At 38.9% G+C, this 24580-nt stretch carries 18 protein-coding genes; 17 read left to right on the forward strand and 1 reads right to left on the reverse strand.

The genetic code is table 11. The annotated features are described in order from the left end of the window. Positions 1 to 71 precede the first annotated feature (71 nt). The 9 genes from ACMW72_RS06765 (at position 72) to ACMW72_RS06805 (ending at position 14712) form a co-directional block, all read left to right on the forward strand. Positions 72 to 2168 carry a (Fe-S)-binding protein gene (locus tag ACMW72_RS06765; protein ID WP_418368085.1) on the forward strand — a complete coding sequence of 699 codons (2097 nt, stop codon included), beginning with the start codon at positions 72 to 74 and terminating at the stop codon, positions 2166 to 2168. A gap of 79 nt (positions 2169 to 2247) precedes the next feature. Continuing rightward, positions 2248 to 3423 (forward strand): acetyl-CoA C-acetyltransferase, encoded by a 1176-nt coding sequence (locus ACMW72_RS06770; protein ID WP_418368086.1) that lies wholly within the window; start codon positions 2248 to 2250, stop codon positions 3421 to 3423. 20 nt (positions 3424 to 3443) lie between these two features. Then, positions 3444 to 4295, forward strand: a complete 852-nt coding sequence (locus ACMW72_RS06775) for a 3-hydroxybutyryl-CoA dehydrogenase (RefSeq protein ID WP_418368087.1) — start codon at positions 3444 to 3446, stop codon at positions 4293 to 4295. Beyond that, positions 4282 to 4473 (forward strand): acyl-CoA dehydrogenase family protein, encoded by a 192-nt coding sequence (locus tag ACMW72_RS06780; protein ID WP_418368088.1) that lies wholly within the window; start codon positions 4282 to 4284, stop codon positions 4471 to 4473. Before ACMW72_RS06775 ends, ACMW72_RS06780 begins: the two co-directional genes overlap by 14 nt. A 74-nt stretch (positions 4474 to 4547) precedes the next feature. Then, positions 4548 to 5690 (forward strand): acyl-CoA dehydrogenase, encoded by a 1143-nt coding sequence (locus ACMW72_RS06785; protein WP_418368089.1) that lies wholly within the window; start codon positions 4548 to 4550, stop codon positions 5688 to 5690. Positions 5691 to 5718: 28 nt separating this feature from the next. Then, on the forward strand, positions 5719 to 8937 hold the full coding sequence (icmF, locus tag ACMW72_RS06790; RefSeq protein WP_418368090.1) for a fused isobutyryl-CoA mutase/GTPase IcmF: 3219 nt from the start codon (positions 5719 to 5721) through the stop codon (positions 8935 to 8937). A gap of 371 nt (positions 8938 to 9308) precedes the next feature. Further along, positions 9309 to 11711, forward strand: a complete 2403-nt coding sequence (locus tag ACMW72_RS06795) for a 3-hydroxyacyl-CoA dehydrogenase/enoyl-CoA hydratase family protein (protein WP_418368091.1) — start codon at positions 9309 to 9311, stop codon at positions 11709 to 11711. Between the two features lie 15 nt (positions 11712 to 11726). Further along, positions 11727 to 12905, forward strand: coding sequence for an acetyl-CoA C-acetyltransferase (locus ACMW72_RS06800; RefSeq protein WP_418368092.1), 1179 nt, complete (start codon positions 11727 to 11729; stop codon positions 12903 to 12905). 28 nt (positions 12906 to 12933) lie between these two features. Then, a complete protein-coding gene (locus tag ACMW72_RS06805; protein WP_418368093.1) occupies positions 12934 to 14712 on the forward strand; it encodes an acyl-CoA dehydrogenase family protein in 1779 nt (592 codons plus the stop codon). A 67-nt stretch (positions 14713 to 14779) separates the two neighbouring features. Here the strand turns inward: ACMW72_RS06805 and rpsT are convergent, their stop codons facing one another. After that, positions 14780 to 15058 carry a 30S ribosomal protein S20 gene (gene rpsT, locus ACMW72_RS06810; RefSeq protein ID WP_418368094.1) on the reverse strand — a complete coding sequence of 93 codons (279 nt, stop codon included), beginning with the start codon at positions 15056 to 15058 and terminating at the stop codon, positions 14780 to 14782. Between the two features lie 161 nt (positions 15059 to 15219). Here rpsT and gpr point away from each other — a divergent pair, with 161 nt between their 5' ends. The 8 genes from gpr to grpE all read left to right on the forward strand — a co-directional run bounded on the left by gpr (position 15220) and on the right by grpE (position 24549). Continuing rightward, a complete protein-coding gene (gene gpr / locus ACMW72_RS06815) occupies positions 15220 to 16275 on the forward strand; it encodes a GPR endopeptidase (RefSeq protein ID WP_418368095.1) in 1056 nt (351 codons plus the stop codon). A gap of 84 nt (positions 16276 to 16359) precedes the next feature. Continuing rightward, on the forward strand, positions 16360 to 17487 hold the full coding sequence (gene spoIIP / locus ACMW72_RS06820) for a stage II sporulation protein P (protein WP_418368096.1): 1128 nt from the start codon (positions 16360 to 16362) through the stop codon (positions 17485 to 17487). 13 nt (positions 17488 to 17500) lie between these two features. Then, positions 17501 to 17887 carry a DUF3679 domain-containing protein gene (locus tag ACMW72_RS06825; protein ID WP_418368097.1) on the forward strand — a complete coding sequence of 129 codons (387 nt, stop codon included), beginning with the start codon at positions 17501 to 17503 and terminating at the stop codon, positions 17885 to 17887. Between the two features lie 145 nt (positions 17888 to 18032). Next, positions 18033 to 19844: a translation elongation factor 4 gene (gene lepA / locus ACMW72_RS06830; protein ID WP_418368152.1), complete on the forward strand. Its 1812-nt coding sequence runs from the start codon at positions 18033 to 18035 to the stop codon at positions 19842 to 19844. A gap of 177 nt (positions 19845 to 20021) precedes the next feature. After that, the gene (hemW, locus tag ACMW72_RS06835; RefSeq protein WP_418368098.1) at positions 20022 to 21161 is read left to right on the forward strand and encodes a radical SAM family heme chaperone HemW; all 1140 of its coding nucleotides are present in this window, start codon (positions 20022 to 20024) and stop codon (positions 21159 to 21161) included. 97 nt (positions 21162 to 21258) lie between these two features. Next, positions 21259 to 22302, forward strand: coding sequence for a heat-inducible transcriptional repressor HrcA (hrcA, locus tag ACMW72_RS06840; protein ID WP_418368099.1), 1044 nt, complete (start codon positions 21259 to 21261; stop codon positions 22300 to 22302). Positions 22303 to 22378: 76 nt separating this feature from the next. Beyond that, the gene (locus tag ACMW72_RS06845; protein ID WP_418368100.1) at positions 22379 to 23926 is read left to right on the forward strand and encodes a TCP-1/cpn60 chaperonin family protein; all 1548 of its coding nucleotides are present in this window, start codon (positions 22379 to 22381) and stop codon (positions 23924 to 23926) included. A gap of 11 nt (positions 23927 to 23937) precedes the next feature. Then, on the forward strand, positions 23938 to 24549 hold the full coding sequence (gene grpE, locus ACMW72_RS06850; RefSeq protein WP_418368101.1) for a nucleotide exchange factor GrpE: 612 nt from the start codon (positions 23938 to 23940) through the stop codon (positions 24547 to 24549). Positions 24550 to 24580 lie beyond the last annotated feature (31 nt).

Below are 24580 nucleotides of genomic sequence, written 5' to 3' on the forward strand. Positions count from 1 at the left end.
ATACCATTAATTATCTGAATATACTGAAAATATAACGTAGACATTCGTATCAAAACAAAGAAAAGAGGAGGGTGAGAATGTGGCAACTAATTAATCTATTTGCTTTTATAGTTGTAACCATTTATGGGTTCTGGCTATTTTATCGAGTGCTGCATGCTCGTTATACCTATATTAAATTGGGAAAAGATCCTAGGTTGGAGAAGAATACCAAGGAGAGATGGAAATCAATTGTCACGTTTGTATTGGGCCAAAAGAAGTTGCTGAAGGATAAAAAGAGTGGAATCACGCACGTCTTTCTATTCTATGGTGCGATTTTCGTTCAGCTTGGAGCAATTGATTTAATCGGGAAAGGCTTTGCAAATGTTAACGGTTGGCATCTTCCAGTTCCTTTCTATCATTTCTTCACATTATCTCAAGAGTTATTAGTAGGATCTGTTTTCTTTGCCGTTCTTTTTATGGCTTATCGAAGATATGTGGAAAAATTACCGCGATTACAGCGTAGTTTTCGTGCAGGACTCGTTTATTGGTTCCTTGCTCCGTTAATGACATCCGTAATCGTTGCTGGTGGAGCGGAGATGGTGATACTGCATGAGGAACCAACCATTTACAAACCATTCTCATCTCTTATCTATTTCCTCATTCACAACATTTCAACTGATGCAGCATATGTTCTCTTTTATATTGCTTGGTGGGCACATCTGTTGCTTCTATTATCCTATCTTGTCTATCTTCCTCAATCAAAGCAAGCACATGAAATTTTTGCGATCGTAAATGTCTACTTTAAGAGATTACATTCTCCTGGAAAACTATCAACGATATCATTTGAAAATGAAGAACAAGAAGAATTTGGCGTAGGGAAAATTGAGGATTTTACACAAAAACAATTATTGGACCTTTACTCTTGTGTGGAGTGTGGACGCTGTACCAATATGTGTCCAGCATCAGCTTCAGGTAAAACCCTTTCTCCGATGCGATTGATCACGAAGCTCAGAGATCATTTAACGGAAAAAGGAGAGGTTATTGCTCCACATACGACACCTTGGGCACCAGGGAGAATTTTTAAAGATCCAGCATCGGTAGGACTTCCCGCTGTTCTTGTAAGGCGGGAGGCAGCGGCAACAACAGATGGGGCAACAGCACTAAAACTGCTTCATGAATTGCAATTGATCGGGGATGTTATCACAGAAGAAGAAATTTGGGCTTGTACCACCTGTCGGAACTGTGAGGACCAATGTCCTGTCACAAATGAACATGTAGATAAAATTGTAGACATGCGCCGTTATCTTGTTCTAACAAAAGGTAAGATGAGTCCAGAAGCAACACGTACTCTTAGTAATATCGAACGTCAGGGAAACCCATGGGGGATTAATCGCAAGGAACGTGCCAATTGGCGGCACGAACGGGAGGATATTACGGTTCCAACTGTAAAAGAGACGGAGGAATTCGAATATCTCTTCTTTGTCGGTTCAATGGGTTCGTTTGATAATCGCAGTAAAAAAATTGCCCAATCGTTGGCGAAAATCTTTCAAAAAGCAGGAATTACCTTTGCCATCCTAGGGAATGAGGAGAAAAGTTCGGGAGATTCTGCTAGAAGGTTAGGAAACGAGTTTCTCTTTCAACAACTTGCCACCGAAAATATCGCAAACTTCCAGAAATATAACGTCAAAAAGATTGTAACCATTGATCCTCACGCATATAACACCTTTAAAAATGAGTATCCTGAATTTGGATTAGAGGCAGAGGTGTATCATCATACAGAAATTCTCGCGAAATTGATACAGGAGGGAAGAATTAAACCGCAAAAAGAAGTGAAAGAGCGGATTACTTACCATGATTCTTGTTATCTTGGTCGTTATAACGAAATTTATGATGCACCACGTTTCATCTTAAAATCAATTCCTGGTGTGGAATTGGTAGAGATGGAACGCAGTAGGCAAGATGCCATGTGTTGTGGTGCAGGTGGAGGATTGATGTGGTTAGAGGAAAAAGAGGGATTAAGGATCAACGTACTTCGAACTGAACAGGCATTACAGTTGAAACCAACAACGATTGCAACAGCATGTCCCTACTGCTTAACGATGTTATCTGATGGCACCAAAGCCAAAAGTGTTGAAGAAGAGATAAAGACATTCGATGTGGTGGAGTTGTTAGAAAAGTCTTTAGTTTAAAGATTTGTACTTTGTAACGAGCTCCGTTCTTATACAAAGTACAAATCTGTAATCAATAAATAGAAGGTGAGGGGATTTTGTGAGGAAAACAGTGATTGTGAGTGCTGCACGGACACCATTTGGCAAGTTAGGTGGGGCATTAAAATCAATGTCAGCAACGGATCTAGGTGGAATCGCAATACGTGCAGCTTTAGATCGGGGAAAGATTCAAGAGAAGTGGGTGGATGAAGTGATTATGGGGATGGTTCTGCAAGGCGGGGCAGGGCAAATCCCCTCACGTCAAGCTGCTAGAAAAGCAGGGTTGGATTGGGATGTGCCTACAGAAACGATTAATAAGGTGTGTGCCTCAGGCTTAAGAAGTGTGACATTAGCCGATCAACTCATTCGCAGTGGGGATGTGGATACGGTCGTCGCTGGTGGAATGGAGAGCATGAGCCAAGCTCCATATGCGCTGAAAAATGCACGATTCGGAATGCGAATGGGTAACGACGAACTGATTGATCTCATGGTACATGATGGATTAACTTGCGCCTTTCATCAAGTACACATGGCGGTTCATGGAAGTAACGTGGCCAAGGAATATGGTATTTCCCGTGAAGCACAAGACGAATGGGCATACCGTAGCCATCAACGAGCAATTACAGCGATCGACAATGGTAAGTTAGCTGAAGAGATTGTTCCTGTCACGATCCAGGAAAAAAAGAGTTTGCTGATCATTGATGTGGATGAATCGCCAAGAAGAGATACTAGTTTAGAAAAACTAGCAAAATTACCTCCTGTATTCATCCAAGATGGGAGTGTCACAGCAGGAAATGCACCTGGGATTAATGACGGAGCAGCAGCTATGGTGCTTATATCAGAAGAAAAGGCGAAACAATATGGTTTGCAACCTCTCGCGACGATTCTCGGTCATGCGGAGGTAGCCGTCGATGCTCCTTATTTAGCGATCGCTCCTGGTCTTGCGATCAATAAATTGTTAAAAAAGACGGGATATACCATTGATCAAATCGATCTGATTGAGGTTAATGAAGCTTTTGCCTCTGTGGTTTTAACCAGTGCCAAAATTGCAAAATGGGACCCAGAAAAGGTAAACGTCAATGGGGGGGCCATAGCCCTTGGTCATCCAATTGGTGCGAGTGGCACGAGGATCATAATCACCCTGATCTATGAATTAAAACGACGAGGTGGCGGATTAGGAATTGCAGCCATCTGTAGTGGTGGTGGCCAAGGCGATGCGATTTTAGTTCGAGTATAGTTTAAAAAGGGGGAAAAGAAATGTCGATCCAAAAGATCATGGTCATTGGAGCAGGACAGATGGGAAGTGGGATTGCCCAAGTAGCTGCTCAAGCGGGTTTTCAGGTTATCATGCAAGACATTAAAGACGAACATCTTTCAATAGGGTTTAAGGGAATTGAAAAAAATCTTGCTCGCTATGTGGAAAAGGGTAGAATTTCGGAAGAGGAAAAGGAGCAGATTCTAGCTCGTATTCAACTGACAACAGAATTAACCTTAGCGAATGAAGCCAACTTCATTATTGAGGCCGTAACCGAAAACATGGAGATCAAAACCAAAATCTTTCAAGAGATTGATCGGATCGCAAAACCAGAAGTGATTCTAGCAAGCAATACTTCCTCATTACCGATTACAGAAATTGCGGCGGTGACAAGTCGCCCTGGTCAGGTGATTGGAATGCACTTCATGAATCCCGTTCCTGTGATGCCTCTCGTGGAAGTGATCCGTGGATTAGCCACAACCGATGAGGTTTATCAATCGGTAGAAAATTTAGCCAAAACATTGAAGAAAACACCTGTAGAAGTGAATGATTTTCCAGGGTTTATCTCGAATCGTGTGTTGTTGCCGATGATTAATGAAGCGATCTATGCCGTCTATGAAGGGGTGGCTACACCAGAAGCCGTGGATAAAGTCATGAAGCTTGGGATGAATCATCCAATGGGACCATTAGAATTAGCGGATTTTATCGGGCTTGATACTTGTTTGTCGATCATGGAGATTCTTCATGATGGACTAGGAGATTCAAAATATCGCCCATGCCCACTTTTAAGAAAGTATGTAAAAGCTGGATGGTTAGGAAGAAAAACAGGTCGTGGCTTTTATGTCTACAAATAGCATGAATTTTCAATTTACAAAAGAGCAAGAATCCATTCGCAAGATGGTTCGGGATTTTGCAAGGAACGAGATCGCTCCAATCGCAGCGAAAATTGATGAAAGCGATCAATTTCCTTTAGAGTTAATCAAGGAAATAGGGAGACTCGGTCGTCTTGGCATTGATTACTCAAATTTATGAAGGGACGAATCAAATTCAGCGGATCGTGGTTGCGAACCAATTACTTAAATAAACGTTTTGGGGGAGTGAGTAATATGAATTTTCGTTTAACAGAGGAGCAGGAAATGTTTCGAAAGATGGTGCGGGACTTTGCTGAGAATGAGGTGGCACCAACTGCAGCATTTCGGGATGAACAAGAACTTTTTGATCGAGGGATTTTTGAGAAGATGGCGGAATTAGGACTTACGGGGATTCCTTGGCCTGAAAAGTATGGTGGTGCTGAAGCAGATTTTCTAAGTTATGTGATTGCAGTAGAAGAACTTTCTCGGGTTGATGCCTCAGTAGGAGTGACTTTATCTGTTCACATATCATTAGCGAGCTGGCCAATCTATAAGTTTGGGAATGAAGAGCAAAAAATAAAATACTTAAAGCCTTTAGCCACTGGAGAAAAACTTGGTGCTTTTGCGATTACAGAAAACGGAGCAGGATCAGATGCCGCCAATATCAAAACCACAGCCGTTAAAGATGGGGATGATTATATCATCAATGGCTCGAAGATTTTTACCACAAATGGAATGGAGGCAGATACGTATATCGTTTTTGCTGTCACAGATAAGGAGAAAAAGCATAAAGGGATCAGTGCATTTATCTTGGAAAAAGGGATGGAAGGCTTTAGCTTTGGTAAAAAGGAAAAAAAGATGGGAATTCGTGCCTCGACTACAGTAGAATTGCATTTTGACAATGTACGGGTGCCAAAAGAAAATCTCTTAGGTGAAGAAGGGCAAGGGTTCAAAATTGCGATGATGACCTTAGATGGTGGAAGAAATGGAATTGCAGCACAGGCACTTGGCATTGCCCAAGGAGCCTTAGATGAAGCGCTCAACTATGCCAAAGAGCGTGTTCAATTTGACAAACCAATTGCTGCCCAACAAGGGATTCAATTTAAACTTGCGGATATGGCAACAAAGATAGAAGCCTCACGATTATTAACCTATCAAGCAGCATGGCTTGAAGACAATGGTTTACCATATGGCAAACAATCGGCAATGGCGAAGTTAATGGCTAGTGATACAGCGATGGAGGTTACCACCGAGGCGGTTCAAATCTTTGGTGGCTATGGCTACACACGGGATTATCCAGTCGAACGAATGATGAGGGATGCAAAAATTACGCAAATTTATGAGGGAACGAATGAGATTCAACGACTGGTGATTGCGAACTACTTATTGAAAGAATAAGACGAAAATGGAAAAAGGGGGTGTGTTCATGGAAACCGAATTTTACCGACCGATCCATAAAATTCGTTTTGTTACAGCCTCTAGTCTCTTTGATGGGCATGATGCCTCGATTAACATTTTTCGCCGATTATTACAGGCAGCAGGTACAGAGGTCATTCATCTTGGCCATAATCGTTCGGCAGAAGAAGTAGTCACTGCGGCAATCGATGAAGATGTTCAAGGAATTGCGATTAGCTCCTACCAAGGGGGGCATATGGAGTATTTTAAATATGTGTTTGATTTGCTTCAAGAAAAAGGCGCTGGACATATTCGGATTTTCGGCGGTGGCGGTGGAGTCATAGTACAAGAGGAGATTCAAGAGTTAGAACGTTATGGGATCGCTAAAATTTTTTCACCAGAGGATGGAAGACGACTTGGGTTAATAGGTATGGTGAACCATATGCTTAAAGAAACCGACTTTTCGACTACCCAGATTTCAGCGATTCAACTTGAGGATTTTCAGCAACAACGGCATCTAGCGATTGCAAGACTGATCACCCTCACTGAAAACAGCTATAATCAGGAAAATCAAAAAACCTACGAGTTGCGATGGAAAAAAGAGATAAAGAAACTAGCAAATCGGAAGGTGCCTGTAATTGGGATCACTGGGACAGGTGGTGCGGGAAAAAGTTCACTAACGGATGAAATTGTCCGCCGTTTTCTTCAGGATTTCCCTGACAAAACGATTGCCATCTTAGCTGTCGATCCAACGAAAAAGAAAACAGGAGGAGCACTTTTAGGAGATCGGATTCGCATGAATTCAGTATACCATCCTCAAGTATTTGTACGAAGTTTAGCAACAAGGGATTCACGAACAGAAATTAGCCTCGCTTTAAAGGATGCAATTGAAATTTTGAAAGCGGCTAATTTTGATCTCATCTTCATTGAAACTAGTGGAATTGGCCAGGGAGATAAGGAAATTACAACATTATCGGATCTTTCGGTTTACGTGATGACCAGTGAATATGGCGCTCCCTCACAATTAGAAAAAATCGACATGCTAGATTTTGCAGATTTGGTTGTCATCAATAAATTTGACCGAAAAGGATCAGAGGATGCACTTCGAGATGTGCGAAAACAATATCAGCGCAACCACCAACTATTTGATCGAGCATTAGAGGATTTACCTGTCTATGGTACAATTGCCAATCGTTATAATGACACGGGGATGAATCGTTTTTATCAAGCCCTCATCGAAAAAGTGATACAAGTGAACCATCTAGATTGGAAATTAGAGCCAAAAGTACATTTGCATGAAAGTAAAAATCAACAAATCATACCACCAGAACGAGAATCCTACCTTTATGAGATTGTAAATACTGTTCGTCAATATCAGCAATTCACTAACCAACAGGTTGAATTGGCTAGGCAGCTCTATCAATTAAAAGGCACAAAATCATTGCTAGAGAAGGGGAAAGAACAGTATCATGCATTAATCGCTTGGATCGATGAGGAAATAGAACGAATCTCTGAACAACTACACCAAGAAACGAAAACGTGGCTCGATGAGTGGCCAAATATAAAAGCGACCTACCAACAAGATCCAATCTTTCATACGACTTTATCAGGAACTAAAATTCCCCGAATTGCTCTTCCACCTTATCAAGATTGGGGAGAACTTGTGAAATGGAAGATGAAAGAAAACTTACCAGGATTTTTCCCTTTTACCGCAGGCGTTTTCCCTTTTAAACGCACAGAAGAGGAGCCGAAGCGCCAGTTTGCAGGGGAGGGATCACCAGAAAGAACCAATCGTCGTTTTCATTATTTAACAAAAGATGATTCCGCAAAACGATTAAGTACGGCCTTTGATAGTGTTACTCTTTATGGGGAGGATCCAGATCAACGGCCAGATATCTATGGAAAAATTGGTGAAAGTGGAGTAAGTATCGCTACCATAGAAGATATGAAAATACTTTATGATGGATTTGACCTTTGTGCTCCGAATACGAGTGTATCCATGACCATTAATGGTCCAGCTCCCATGCTTCTTGCTATGTTTTTGAATACGGCAATCGACCAACAGATTGAAAAGTTTAAAGAAGAACATGGGCGGGAACCTGATTCAGTGGAAAAAGAAGAGATTAAAGCAAAAACTTTACAAACAGTACGGGGAACTGTTCAAGCAGATATTTTGAAAGAGGATCAAGGACAGAATACTTGCATCTTTTCAACTGAGTTTGCATTGAAAATGATGGGCGATATTCAAGAGTATTTTATTGAAAATAAAGTGCGCAATTATTATTCGGTCAGTATCAGTGGATATCATATTGCTGAGGCAGGTGCGAATCCGATTACGCAATTAGCCTTTACTCTCGCCAATGCGTTTACTTATGTCGAGTACTATTTAAGCAGAGGGATGAAAATTGATGATTTTGCTCCTAATCTCTCTTTTTTCTTTAGTAATGGAATGGATGCAGAGTATTCCGTATTAGGGCGTGTGGCTCGGAGAATTTGGTCGGTGGTAATGAAGTACAAATATGGTGCGAATGAACGTTCACAAAAATTAAAATACCATATCCAAACCTCAGGACGTTCTCTTCATGCGATGGAGATAAATTTTAACGATATTCGCACGACATTACAGGCACTCATGGCACTCTATGATCATTGTAATTCTTTACACACTAATGCCTATGATGAAGCAATTACGATTCCAACAGAGAATTCCGTTCGTCGAGCGATGGCGATTCAATTGATAATCACTCGGGAATTGGGATTAGCCAAAAATGAGAATCCGCTTCAAGGTTCCTTTATTATTGAAGAATTGACCGATTTGGTTGAGGAAGCCGTTCTTCAGGAATTTGAACGGTTAAATGCTCGAGGGGGTGTATTAGGAGCAATGGAAAAGGCTTATCAACGAAGTAAAATTCAAGAGGAATCCATGAACTACGAAATGAAAAAGCACTCTGGCGAGCTACCGATTATCGGAATTAATACTTTCTTAAATCCCAATGGAGGAGGGGAAGTAACAAAGATTGAATTGTCGCGAGGAACAATTGAGGAAAAAGACGAACAGATTGCACGCTTACGACAGTTTCATCAGCAGCACCGACATGAGGTAGACGAAGCATTAAGCAGGTTGAAAGAGGTTGCTTTGCGTGGGGAAAATATTTTTTCGGAATTGATGAATACAGTAAAAGTAGCCTCTCTTGGCCAAATCACAAGAGCATTGTATGAAGTGGGTGGCCAATATCGCCGTAATATGTAATTGATAATGGTTTAAAGGAAAAGAAAAGATAAAAGGAATAGAAGAAATAGATGAAATAATGTAGGGAACTGGGATGAGGATATTCCTTGTTGTGGAAGAGGAACTTTCTAGTTCGAATTAACTGAATATTTTTAATATTTTAAATAATATTGTTGGTGAATGAATCGTCATTCAGGTTGGTTTTTAGTAATCAAAAGCGGACTTGGTGGTACACAACATTGAAATAGGTTTGTGGTGACCAAAAGCGACGACTTCGCGGAGTGCCTTTTTCACTTTACGTTTTATTCAGTGAAACGAAGAGCGGAGACGCGTTGGACACCACCAACTAAAGAAGGTGCAGAGTACATTAAATTTGAAATGGAGGTATGTCCATGAAAAGGAAAATTAAAAAAGCTGCAGTAATAGGAGCAGGGATGATGGGTTCAGGAATTGCTGCCCATTTAGCCAATGTGGGAATAACAGTTTATCTTTTGGATATCGTTCCAACGCAACTACTACCCGATGAGGAGAAAAAGGGTCTTACGCTTGATCATTTATCTGTAAGAAATCGTTTGGCAGCCAATGCAAAGCAAGCTCTTCTAAAAACGAAGCCCTCGCCACTTTACTCAGTCGACGATGCGGATTTAATCCAAGTTGGAAATATGGAAGATGATTTAAATCGTCTATCAGAGGTGGATTGGATCATCGAGGTTGTTGTTGAAAATTTAGCCGTAAAAAAGAAAGTACTAGAAACGATTGAGACTTATCGTAAGCCAGGAACTATTGTCAGTTCTAATACATCTGGGATATCGATTAACGAGATGGTGGCTGATCGATCAGACGAATTCAAAAAGCACTTCTTAGGTACTCATTTCTTCAATCCACCACGTTATATGAAACTATTAGAAGTGATACCAGCAGAAACAACCGATCCAGAGATAGTGAATTTTATGGTGGATTTTGGCGAGAACGTCCTTGGCAAAGGAATTGTGTTGGCAAAGGATACGCCTAATTTCATTGCCAACCGAATCGGGACGTATGGATTAATGGTTACTATTCATGAAATGGAAAAAATGGGTTTACGTGCAGATGCGGTGGATGTGATAACAGGCCCGTTAATGGGTCGGCCAAAAAGTGCTTCATTCCGAACGTTAGATTTGGTTGGGATTGATACCTTTGTCCATGTTGTCAATAACGTAAGAGACCACTTAAAGGATGAAGAAGAAAGGCGATTCTTTACAATTCCAACGTATATCCATGAGATGGTTAATAAGGGATGGATTGGCGATAAGAACAAACAAGGATTTTACAAAAAAGTAGAAACGGAAAAAGGGAAAGAAATTTATGTACTGGATACGAAGACAATGGAATATGTGCCAAAAGTAAAATTCAAATCGGCTTTGGTAGAAATGGCAAAACAGGCCAAAACTTTAAAGGATAAATTAAGGATACTTCTTTATGGCAAAGATGAAGCTTCACAATTTGCCTGGAACACCTTAAAACGAGTTTTACTTTATTCTGCTAACAAACTTGGTGAAATTGCAGATGATATCGTCAATATTGATCAAGCAATGAAATGGGGATTTAATTGGGAATTGGGTCCTTTTGAGATTTGGGATGCCATTGGTATTGAAAAATCAGTGAAACGAATGAAAGAAGAAGGGGAAGTAATTCCTTCGTTTGTTACAAAACTCTTAGAAAGTGGCAAATCTCATTTTTATGAAGAGGTAGAAACCAAACGCCTTTATTTTTCTACCAATGGAACCTTTAAGAACATTTCAGAGAATCCGAAGAAGATTTCTCTTGCTGATTTAAAAGAACAGAAGAAAGTGATTAAAGCTAACGCTGGGGCAAGTCTCATTGATCTTGGCGATGATGTAGCACTATTAGAATTTCACTCACCCAATAATGCCATCGCTATCGATATTATTACCATGATCAATCAAAGCGTGGAGGAAGTTTCACGCAATTATCGCGGCTTAGTCATTGGCAATGAAGCAAGGAATTTTAGTGTCGGTGCCAATCTGATGATGATTCTAATGGAAGCACAGGATGAGAATTGGGAGGAGCTTGATATAATGGTACGAATGTTTCAAGAGGCAAATATGAAATTAAAATATTTAGATAAACCTGTTGTTGTTGCTCCATTTGGTATGACATTAGGTGGAGGTACAGAAGTCGTATTTGCAGCTGACTATGTGCAAGCAGCTGCAGAAACCTATATGGGTCTTGTTGAGGTAGGAGTTGGCGTAATTCCTGCTGGGGGTGGAACAAAAGAATTATTACTTCGCAATTTAGAAGGAATCCCAGATGGAGTAAGTATGGATGTCCAACCCCTTGTCAATCGGGCATTTGAAACGATTGCGATGGCAAAGGTTTCAACGAGTGCAAAAGATGCAAAGACACTAGGATACTTGCGAAAACAGGATGGAATTTCTGTGAATCGAGATACCCAAATCTATGATGCGAAACAAGCGGTTTTAGCCTTAGACCAGCTTGGTTATCAACCGCCCAAACCAAAAAAGATTCGAGTGGTAGGAGAAACGGGATTTAATACCTTAAGGCTAGGAATCTACTCCTACAAGGCAAGCGGAATGATTAGTGAACATGACCAGAAGATTGCTGAAAAACTAGCCTATATCTTAGCAGGTGGGAATATACCAGCCAATAGTTATGTGACGGAGCAGTATTTATTGGATTTAGAACGGGAAGCATTTTTAAGTTTGGTTGGTGAGCCAAAAACACAAGCAAGAATGCAACATATGTTAACAACTGGAAAACCACTTCGAAACTAAAGGAGAGGATTAAAAATGAGAGAGGCTGTCATTGTTGCAGGGGTAAGAACTGCGGTGGGTAAAGCGCCAAGAGGTACATTAAAGGACACCCGTCCCGATGACTTAGGTGCATTTGTCATTGATGAATTAATACGTCGTACACCAGGCTTAAAGCTTGAAGAAATTGATGACGTGATCATAGGATGTGCGTTTCCAGAGGCAGAACAGGGAATGAATATAGCAAGAAACATCGTCCTACGTGCAGGACTTCCAAACACAGTGCCAGGAATGACGGTGAATCGTTATTGTTCTTCAGGACTGCAAACCATTGCCATTGCGGCAGAAAAAATCATGGTTGGTTTTGCTGATGTGGTCATTGCTGGTGGGGTTGAAAGTATGAGTATGATTCCAATGGGTGGAAATAGACCAGCTCCAAACCCTTGGTTAATGGAGCATATGCCAGAAGCTTATATGTCGATGGGATTAACAGCAGAACAAGTTGCGAAACGTTTTGGAGTAACTAGGGAAGAACAAGATGCGTTTGCGCTTGAAAGTCATCAGCGAGCAGCAAAAGCGATTAAGGAAGGAAAATTCAAAGAGGAAATCGTACCGATCAAAGTGACCAAAACCACCATAGATGAAAAAGGGAAGGTACGTAAGGAAGAAGTTATTTTTGACACGGATGAAGGGGTCCGTACGGATACTTCATTAGATGTCTTAGCAAAGTTAAAACCTGTTTTTATGGCAAATGGCACGGTGACAGCGGGGAACTCCTCGCAAACCAGTGATGGAGCAGCAGCTGTGATGGTAATGTCGAGGGAAAAGGCTGAGGAATTAGGATTAAAACCAATCGCTCGTTTTGTCAGTTATGCGGTTGCTGGTGTTGCCCCAGAAATTATGGGGATTGGACCTGTTAAAGCGATCCCAAAAGCACTGAAAAAAGCAGGTTTAACGCTTGAAGATATCGACCTCTTTGAATTAAACGAAGCCTTTGCTTCACAAGCCGTGTATGTCATTCGCGAATTAGAACTTGATCCAGAAAAAGTAAATGTGAATGGTGGAGCAATTGCACTCGGCCATCCATTAGGATGTACAGGAGCAAAATTAACAGTAACACTTCTGCATGAGTTAAAACGGAGAAATGGAAGATATGGTGTCGTTTCCATGTGTATTGGCGGTGGTATGGGAGCCGCAGGAGTTTTTGAAATTTTATAAGATAAAAATTTGATGGAGGGGATTCAGAATGGGAGAGAAAAAGCAAATCAAAGGCGGTAGTTTTTTAATCGATGATCTTCAACCAGAGGATATTTTTACACCAGAGGATTTTAATGATGAGCATATCATGATTGCAAAGACCACATGGGATTTTGTTGAGGGAGAAATTCTTCCACATGCAGAAGAAATCGAACACAAAGATTTTGATTTGGTTGTGAAGTTATTAAAAGAAGCAGGGGAATTAGGGTTGCTTGGAGCAGATGTACCTGAAGAATATGGTGGGTTTGGTTTAGATAAGATCAGCTCCTCTTTAATCACTGAAAATATTGCAAAAGCTGGTTCATTTGCCTTAAGTCATGGTGCGCATGTTGGAATTGGGACATTACCCATTGTCTTTTTTGGAAATGAAGAACAACGGAAAAAATATCTTCCCGCATTAGCAACCGGGGAAAAAATCGCCGCCTATGCTTTAACAGAACCAACGTCTGGTTCGGATGCATTAGGGGCAAAAACGACTGCAGTATTAAGTGAAGATGGCAAATATTATATCTTAAATGGAACGAAGCAGTTTATCACTAACGCAGGATTTGCCGATGTCTTTATCGTCTATGCCAAAGTAAATGGGGATAAGTTTTCTGCTTTTATCGTGGAAAGAGAGTTTGAAGGTGTATCGGTTGGTCCAGAGGAAAAGAAAATGGGAATTCGCGGTTCTTCTACTCGTCCATTAATCTTAGAAGATGCAAAGGTTCCTGTTGAAAATCTCTTAGGTGAAGTGGGGAAAGGACATGTGATTGCGTTTAATATTTTGAATATTGGACGATATAAATTAGGAATTGGTACTGTAGGTTCGTCAAAACGCGTGATTGATCTTGCCGTGAAATATGCGAAAGAACGGAAACAGTTCAAAATGCCGATCAGTTCCTTCCCGTTAATTCAAGAGAAGTTGGCAGATATGGCGATTCGTACGTATGTCAATGAGACCACCGTTTATCGGACTGGTGGATTGATTGAAGAGATGTTAACCTCCTTAAAAGGAGTAAAAGAGGACGAGGGTCGAAAAGTGGCCAATGGGATTGCTGAATATGCCATCGAATGTTCGATTAATAAGGTGTATGGTTCAGAAGCGCTTGATTTTGTTGTCGATGAAGGGGTTCAAATCCATGGTGGATATGGCTTTATTGAGGAATATGAGATTGAGCGATTATACCGCGATTCCAGAATCAATCGAATTTTTGAGGGAACGAATGAAATTAATCGTCTATTGATCCCCGGAACATTACTGAAAAAGGCACTAAAAGGGGAACTCCCACTTCTAGCAAAAGCACAAGGATTACAACAAGAACTGATGGGATTAATGCCTTCCATGCCTGATGACACCCCATTAAGTCAAGAGAAGGATCTGTTAGAGAAGACAAAGAAAATGGCATTAATGCTCGTAGGAATCGCTGTCCAAAAATACCAACAGAAGATTGAACAGGAACAAGAGATCCTGCGCAATGTGTCAGATATGATCATTGAAATCTATGGGTTAGAAAGTATCCTTTTACGCACATTAAAATCCATAAATAAGGTAGGTTTAGAGAAGTCAATACAAAAGATTGAAATAACTCAAGTCTACTTTCAAGAAACCTTTGAACGTCTAGCTCGAATAGCAAAAACTACGTTAGCTTCAATGGATGAAGGGGATGTGTTAAGGACACAATTGTCTATCTTAAAGAAACTCACTCGTTACACTCCGATCAATATCGTTCAATTAAAGCGCAATATTGCTGCACGAATTTTAGAAGCTGAGAAGTACGTAGTGTAGGAAAATATAAAAATAATTAAAAACAGAAAAAAAGCGACCCAGATAGTGGGTCGTTCTTTGTGTCTGATTAAGCTGTTACGCTTGTAGTCAAAGCGTTTAATTTTTTTGCTAAACGAGATTTTTTACGAGCAGCTTTGTTTTTATGAATTAAACCTTTTGTTACCGCTTTGTCTAATTTTTTGGTTGCATTCAAGAAAGCGGTTTTAGCGGCTTCAACATCATTATTTTGAATAGCGATTTCAAAATGTTTAATCGCAGTTTTCAAAGCTGATTTTTGAGCAGTATTTCTTTCATTGCGTTTGCGGGAAGTTTTTACACGTTTAATCGCGGATTTAATATTTGCCATACGATTCACCTCCTTAATGCAACCCGTAACTGCACATTCCAAATAGAACATCACATATTCTAACATGTGAAGTTTTAAAAAGCAAGGATTCTTGTGAAAACAAAGAATAAACTTTCCTTTTAGTAGAAAAATAGTATTAGCAATTTTTGGGGGGTATTTAGATGAAAAAAGAACATGAAGTGGATTTGAGTCGATATCAGGTACGGACAGATTTAGCTTTAGAAAGTCATCAGATGGCAGTAGAGCAATATGGCGGAGAAATTTCAGGGGTTTATATAGATGAAGAGGATATTGAGGGAATCCATATTTCAAGACTTTCTATTGAAAGTGAGGAAGGAGCAAAACTCTTGAACAAACCTCTTGGACATTATATCACATTTGAAGCAGATGCTCTAAAAAGACATGATTCATCTTTTCAGGAGAAAATGACACGGATTTTTGCCAAGGATTTCAAACATTATTTAGAAGAGATCAAAATTACAAAAGATGCGAAAGTTTTGGTGATTGGATTAGGGAATTGGAACGTCACTCCTGATGCATTAGGGCCAATGGTTGTAGAGAAAATCTTAGTGACTCGGCATCTTTTTGAACTGATGCCAAACGAAGTAAATGAAGGATTCCGTCCTGTAAGTGCATTAGCCCCTGGTGTTCTAGGGATTACTGGAATTGAAACGAGTGATATCGTAAAAGGGATTGTTGAACAGAGTAAACCTGATTTAGTCATTGCAATTGACGCTTTAGCCGCTCGTTCTTTAAATCGAGTCAATTCAACCATTCAAATCGCAGATACAGGAATTCAACCCGGTTCTGGAATTGGGAATAAACGAAAAGCGCTGGATCAAAAAACATTAGGAGTTCCTGTGATTGCGATTGGCATTCCAACGGTAGTAGACGCTGTATCCATTGTAAGTGACACCATGGATTATTTATTACAACATTTAGGAAAACAAATGGATATACGCAATCCATTTGGGAAAAAGCCTTCTGAAAACCCGAAAGTTCATCAACAGTTCTTAGGGATGGTAGGAACTTTAAATGAACAAGAAAAACGACAATTGATTTACGAAGTCCTTGCACCCCTAGGATATAATCTGATCGTAACTCCTAAGGAGGTGGATATCTTTATTGAAGATATGGCAGGAATTCTTGCAAATGGTTTAAATATGGCTTTGCATTCAGCTGTTAATGAAGGAAACGTAGCATCCTATACAAATTAAATATTATAAATTAAAAAAAGTTCTAAACCCTTTCTTCCTGTCATAAACATGTACAAAAAGTATGATGGAGAAAAGGGTGAAAATATGAGACAACCTTTCCTGCAAAAGTTCTTTCTATCCCTTTCTTTTGGTACGGCAGTTTTTTTTCTAATCGTGAGTGGATTTTTTTGGCATATCCCAAAACAAACTGATAAAACGAATGGGCTTTTTTCGGACAAGTTAAAAATACAGTTATCCACAAGCCAACTTTTACATTTATTTTCCATGGAGATTCCAATTTTCCAAATGGATGTACAAGCATTAGATAGAAGCAAGCAACGAGAAACAGAAAATCCTTTTTTTCATTTATTTTTTCTAACCTATACACCGAAGCATCCAAATGATTGGATCAAAGAAGAAATTCCAGCTTATTCTTTAATGGATTTTAATCAGTTAGTTGCAGCAAATATGACCGATGTTTTTGATCATCCGATTGAGTCAAAACCTCCAAAAGAATTCATTCAAGATGATAAGAAAACGGAAGCAATAGATATGTCGAAGAATAAAAACGTGGTTTTTATTTACCATACTCATAATCGAGAATCTTTTCTTCCAGAAACCAAAACCAATACTCATGCGGAAATCAATATTACTAAGGTAGGAATAAAATTAGGTGAAGAATTAAAAAAATTAGGGATTAATGCAGAAGTGTCAACAAACGATTATTATCCTGATTTAACAAAATATGCATTATCATACACGGAATCATTTAAAACAGTCAAAGAAGCCTTAAAACGAAATGGGGATTACCAATTTATTTTTGATATTCACCGTGATGGTTTCCCAACAGGTAAATCCTATGATGAAAAAGAGATGAAAAAATTATCTACGATTAGGATTAAAGGCGTCGATTATGCCACGATTACCTTTGTTATCGGAAAAGGCAATCAAAACTATCAGAAAAATAAAGAATTTGCAAAAAGGCTGCATGATACCATCAATGAGCTTTATCCAGGGTTGTCAAAAGGAATTACGGAAAAAACAAAAACTTCTGGTACTAATGGAGAATATAATCAATCCGTTTCACCTAATAGCGTCTTGATCGAGGTTGGGAGCAACTATAATACCCTTGAAGAAGAATATCGAACAGCAAGAGCGTTGGCAGAAGCAGTGGCAGAAATTTACTTCGAGGCCAAAAAGGTGAATGCAACAGCAGAATTAAAGGGAAATTAAAAGGGGTGAGACCATGGCACGATTTACTTTACGTTTTATCTTTGTCGTTCTTATTTTTCTTATTGGCACTTTTATCGGAATTATTGTCGCGGAAAAAGGAATCTATAAGATAATTGGCATACCGAAGCAAGGAATCCAAAGCTTTCAGGTTTCAAAAAGTGATAGCCAAGTAGAAGTTACCGTGCTGGGAAAAACCTATAAAAAGCCAATTCCAGGTAAGGATAAGGAAATTGTCAGTACAAAAGAGCAGAGTTTCAAATCAATACCACAAAAGAAGCTTGTTCAAAAAACAAATGAACAGGGTTCTAGTTATATCAGCGAAATTGGAAATGCCATTGGGTCCACTCTTCAGATCGGTGCAGAAAAAGGATTTCAAATCATTGCTAACCTCATAAAATAAACCAGAGCCTATCACAGGCTCTTTTTCTGTTCTAATCACAACCATGACTTTCCCATATTGCAACGAAACTTTATAATCTATATAATAAATAGAAGTGTATTTATGTATCTTTTTGGAAGGGTTTAAGAAGGGAATGGGATTTGGCATGAACGAACAAGAACGACAAAAAAGAATTCGTAATTTCTCTATCATCGCTCATATTGACCATGGAAAGTCAACCTTAGCCGACAGGATTCTCGAATATACAGGTGCATTAACTAAGCGAGAAATGGAAGATCAAGTATTAGACCAAATGGAATTGGAGCGGGAAAGAGGAATTACCATCAAACTACAAGCAGTACGGCTTAATTATAAAGCAAAAGATGGACAAGAATATATTCTGAATTTAATTGATACTCCTGGACATGTGGACTTTACTTATGAAGTTTCTCGTTCTTTGGCTGCTTGTGAAGGGGCGATTCTTGTTGTTGATGCAGCACAAGGGATTGAAGCCCAAACATTGGCCAATGTTTATCTTGCCCTTGAAAATGATCTTGAGCTTATCCCTGTGATTAACAAAATCGACTTACCTAGTGCAGAACCCGAGCGAGTGAAACAAGAAATTGAGGATATAATTGGACTTGATGCTTCAGAAGCTGTTTTAGCATCGGCAAAAGTAGGAATAGGGATTGAGGAAATCCTCGAACAAATTGTTAAGAAGGTCCCTTCACCTTCAGGGGATAGTAACGCCCCTTTACAAGCGTTAATATTTGATTCTCATTATGACCCGTATAAAGGGGTTATCACTTATATTCGTGTGGTTAATGGTACAATTAAGCCAGGAATGAAGATTAAAATGATGTCAACTGGTAGAATTTTTGAAGTAACAGAAGTAGGGGTTTTTAAGCCCAAAATGACCCCTGTTGATCAGTTGTCTGTAGGGGATGTTGGTTTTGTCGCAGCTTCGATAAAGAATGTGAAAGATACTCGGGTAGGGGATACCATAACTGATGCAAATCGTCCGGCAAAAGAACCTTTGCCAGGTTACCGAAAAGTGAATCCGATGGTGTTTTGTGGAATGTATCCAGTGGATAGTCAAGATTATGATGACTTAAGAGAAGCGTTAGAAAAATTGGAGCTAAACGATGCAGCGCTAAAATACGAACCTGAAACTTCGACAGCATTAGGTTTTGGTTTTCGTTGCGGGTTTTTAGGGCTTCTTCATATGGAGATCATTCAAGAACGAATCGAGCGAGAATTTGGGATTCATATTATAACGACTGCACCTAGTGTGGTTTATCATGTGACGAAAACAAATGGGGAAAAGTTGGTCATTGACAATCCATCGAATATGCCCGAACCAGGAAATATCGATTTCATCGAGGAACCCTATGTAAAAGCTTCAATCATGGTACCCAATGATTATGTTGGACCTGTGATGGAACTTTGTCAGTCAAAACGCGGTGAATTTGTCGATATGCAGTATCTTGATACGAATCGGGTTACCTTAACTTATAACATGCCGTTATCGGAAATTGTCTATGACTTTTTTGATCAATTAAAATCAAATACCAAAGGATATGCTTCCTTCGATTATGAGTTGATAGGATACAAACCTTCTCATTTGGTACGTGTTGATATCTTATTAAATGGTGAAAAAGTAGATGCATTATCCTTTATCGTTCATAAAGATAAAGCTTATCATAAAGGAAGACAAATCGTTGAAAAACTAAAAGAATTGATTCCAAGACAAATGTTCGAAGTCCCCATTCAAGCAGCAATAGGCAATAAAGTGATTGCAAGAGAAACGATTCGGGCATTAAGAAAAAATGTTCTGGCAAAATGTTACGGTGGCGATATTACCAGAAAGAGAAAACTTCTCGAGAAACAAAAAGAAGGGAAGAAACGGATGAAAGCCTTGGGAACGGTTGAAGTTCCCCAAGAAGCTTTTATGGCTGTATTAAAGATGGACCAATAACAATGAAACAGTCAAAACCTGCACCTAGGTGTAGGTTTTTTACCGCATAGGAGTGTTTAACTTCATACAAGTTAAACTTGAACTAACGGCATAAAAAACTTCCGCTAAAGAGGACTCGACTACTTCTTCGAAAGACTTCGATGGAAGTTTTTTTTATTCTACAGGTGGTGAAAATAAATGGCACATGCAGTATATATCCATATTCCTTTTTGTACCAACAAATGTCACTATTGTGACTTTAATTCTTATGTTGTAAAAGGGCAACCCATAATGGATTATTTAAAGGCTCTGGATCTAGAAATGAAGAAAACGTTAGAAATCGATCCACCAGAGAAGATTCAAACCATTTTTGTTGGTGGAGGAACGCCAACCGTCCTTTCTTCAAAAGAAATGGAGTATTTTCTAAAAACGATAAGAAATCATTTTGAGGATTGGGATCAAAATATCGAGTTTACGATGGAAGCGAATCCAGGAACAGTCGAGATTGAAAAACTTCAGATCATGAAGGAGTATGGAGTAAATCGATTAAGCATAGGGGTCCAAGCATTTCAAGATGATCTACTATCCTATATCGGCCGAATTCATAATGTTAGAGATGTATATCAAAGTATCGATAACGCACATAAAGTTGGTTTGACGAATATGAATATCGATCTAATGATTGGCCTCCCTCATCAAACTATTGAGATGGTAAAAGAGAGTTTAGACAAAGCGTTTGCATTAGACTTGCCCCATTTTTCCGTTTATAGTTTAAAAGTAGAAGAGAACACCTTATTCCATACATTATTTCAAAGAAATCAACTACCTTTACCAACTGAAGATGAAGAACTAAACATGTACTTAACAACGATTGAAAAAATGCAAAAACATGGATACCGACATTACGAGATTAGTAATTTTGCAAAAAAGGGGGTTGAAAGTAAGCATAATATTACCTATTGGAAAAATGAAGATTATTATGGGTTTGGTGCAGGTGCACATGGATATTTGGAAGGAAAAAGATATATGAATCTGAAAGGAATCATACCTTATATTGAAAAATTACAAAAAGAAAATCAGCTCCCTCGTTTAGAAGAATTTGAAGTTTCACTAGAAGAGAAAAAGGAAGATATGCTTATGCTTGGATTAAGGATGTTAGAGGGGGTGAAATTTGCTGATTATGAGCGAATCTTTGGGGAAACAATGGAATCAAAGTTTGGTCCCGTGATCACAAAACTCATATCTAAAGGATTATTAATAAAAGATGAAAAGAGAATACGTTTAACCAAAAAAGGTCTTATTTATGGCAATGAGGTATTTGCTGAATTTCTCTCCTGAACCATTGACAAGACAAGCTTAATTTTGGTATTTTAGTAATTAGATTTTTAGCACTCGTTAGTTTTGAGTGCTAATAATATTGACGGAGGTGGATGGTGTGCTAACGGATAGACAGAAACTGATATTATGCGCGGTAGTGGACAGCTATATTGCATCTGCAGAACCCGTTGGATCGAGAGCAATTTCAAAACGGCATGATATTGGCTATTCTCCGGCCACCATCCGTAATGAAATGGCTGACCTCGAAGAAATGGGTTATTTGGAACAACCTCATGCTTCTGCAGGTCGAATTCCTTCGAATAAGGGTTATCGTTATTATGTGGATCATTTAATCAATCCAAAAGATATCGAACTTTCAAAAGAGATTTTAAATAATATTAGCCATATTTTTACAAAACAATTTAACGAATTTGAGCAGGTTCTCGAGCAAACCGCGATTATTCTATCGCAAATTACCAATTACACGAGTATTATCCTTGGTCCAGAAATTTATCATACTAAGTTAAAACATATACAGGTTGTTCCTTTATCTGATCAAAGATTGGTCGTCATTTTGGTTACAAATACAGGTAAGCTCCAAAGTAAAACAATAACCATTCCCGATGAAGTTTCAATCCACTCCATTGAGAGAATGGTGAATTTCTTGAACCATAAATTAAATGGTGTATTGTTATATCAGTTAAAATCGAAGATCTTTAGCGAACTAGAGAAGGAGTTCCAGAAAAACATTCAAGAATACGAACAAATGATGAATTTAATTGATCAGTTAATACTGAAAAATCTCGAAAATGGATCCGACCACAAAATCTATGTCAGCGGAATGACAAATATATTAAATCAACCTGAATTTAGCGATATTAACACAATTAAAGATCTATTAAATATGTTTGAAAAAACAGAAGAAGTCCGCGAATTGATGCGATCGGATCATAAAGGAATTGAAGTGAAAATTGGCACAGAAAACACGGTAGAAGCAGCAGCAAATAGCAGTATTATCACTGCAACGTATGAAGTTGATGGAGTGATCGTAGGAAAAATCGGGATTTTTGGGCCGACGAGAATGGATTATAGCCGAGTGATTCGTATTCTTGAATTTTTAGCGCAAGATTTTTCGAAATTCATTTCAAAGTTGTATAAATAAAAAGGAAATACCTCAAAATGAATAAAGATGAAAGAAGATGGGGAAACTTTCCCCATTTTCAATTGAAAGGATGTTTATGTTTATAATGCACAATCAAAATCAAACCGGCCATGACTATAATGACCATTTCACTGCATTACATTCCAATATGAACGCAATCAGAGCTGTAGCGTCTGCAGTTGAAGGGACATTAGGGTCAAAGGGTTTGGATACGATGCTTGTTGATGAAAATGGTCAAGTGATCGTTACCAATGATGGGGTAACGATTTTAGAAAAGATGGAAGCAAACCATCCTGCTGCCAAGATGCTGATAAAAGTGGCAAAATCCCAACAAAATGAAATCGGTGATGGGACAACAACGGCTACGATTCTAGCAAGTGAATTATTAACCGATGCTGTTAACCAAGTGAATCGTGGAGTTCCAATTCCAAAATTAATTGCAGGGATTAAACAAGGGATCAACATAGCGATTCAAAAACTTCGTTCAAATGTAAGAATGATTGAAGATCTAAAAGCTCCTTCCCTTTTTCAAATCGCTTATATCGCTGGGAGAGAACATGAAGACATTGCGAAGTTGATCGTAGATGCTGCTTTGTTAATTAAAAAGGAAAAACTAAGTGATCCAGAATACAAATTTGCCGATTCAATAGTCGCTTATGAAGGGAAACAAAATCAGTTGATTTCTGGCTTAATTCTTAATAAAAAAAGAATGAATAGCCAAATGCCAAAAAAAATATCGAAGGCGAACATTCTCGTGATTGAAGATGCTTTTGAACCTGAGAATGTCGAAGAAGAAGCATTAGGTACAGAAATTGGTTTTCAAAAATATTTAGAATATAAAGCTGAATTTCAAAAAAATTTATTAAAAATCACGTCCTTAGGAGTCAATGTGATTGCTGTCGATCGAGGTGTTGATCCAATTGCCGAAGAATTCTGCATCGATCATGGAATTATGGTTTTACAGAGATTGTCACGGCAAGATTTGAAACGCCTCGTTGAACATACAGGTGCAAAAACGATTAAACGCACAGGTCTAAATAAGGATACGGAGGAACTGAAAGCATATCTAGGCTATGCTGATGAAGTGATTGAAGATCAAATGTTAGAAAAAATAAGAATCATCGGTGGCAAAGGGAAACCAATGGCTACGATTCTTGTTGGTGCATCTACAGATGAAATTGTCGAAGAAAGAGAGCGAATTGCAAAAGATGCAGCCTCATCTGTACAAGCAGCTATCCGAGGTGGGTATGTTCCAGGCGGAGGCGCCATTGAATTTTTTATTGCAAAAGAAATTGAAAAGTTAAAGGATCAAGTCCATGGTATGGAGGGATTTGGCTTACAAGTTGTTGCGAGTGCCTTACGAAAACCAATGTCTCAGATTATTTTAAACGCAGGGTTTAATCCACTTGAAAAGCTAGAAGAAGTAAAGGTTGCTCAAAATACACAACAAAAAGACTCCCTTGGAATCGATGCAGATACTGGTGAAGTGATCGATATGGAACAAAGAGGAGTACTTGATCCTGCCCTAGTCAAAATTCATGCACTGCAGGCTGCTTTTGAAATCACTGAGGCAATTCTTCGTATTAAAACGATCATAAAGATGAAGTCTGATGACCAAGATTAGGAGGTGACCTAATGACAGAACAAATGAAGGGTAAGTCCACTATTACATCAGAAGAAATGGAAAAAGAAGAAACGATGAATCAAACATCAGCAGATTCTAAAGAAGAAGAAGAAGAAAACCAAGAAGAAAAAATGCAAGAAGATCAAGTACAAGAAGAAAAAAACGAACAAACGAAGGATGAAATATCTGTATTAAAGCAAACGATTGAAGAATTGCAAAATAAACTTTTACGTGTACATGCTGATTTTGATAATTTTCGTAAAAGAATGAGACTTGAAAAAGAAGAAACGGCAAAATATGCTTCTGCCCGTTTAGTCGAGGCATTATTGCCTGCCTATGATAACCTTCAAAGGGCGATCAATTCAAGTAAAGAAACCAAAAACTTTGATTCTCTCGTTCAAGGTGTAGAAATGGTTTATCGTCAGATGGAACAGATCCTTAATCAAGAAGGGCTTCAACCAATTGAATCTGTTGGTCAACCATTCAATCCAGAACTTCATCAAGCGGTAATGCAAGTTCAAACCGATGAATATGAATCGGGAATTGTGGTTGAAGAACTACAAAAAGGTTATAAATTTAAGGATAAAGTTCTTCGTCCTTCAATGGTTAAAGTAAATGCTTAATAAGGTTATTTTAAAGATAAAACAAAAGATG

The sequence above is a fragment of the Tepidibacillus sp. LV47 genome (assembly GCF_048381575.1).
Lineage (GTDB): Bacteria > Bacillota > Bacilli > Tepidibacillales > Tepidibacillaceae > Tepidibacillus.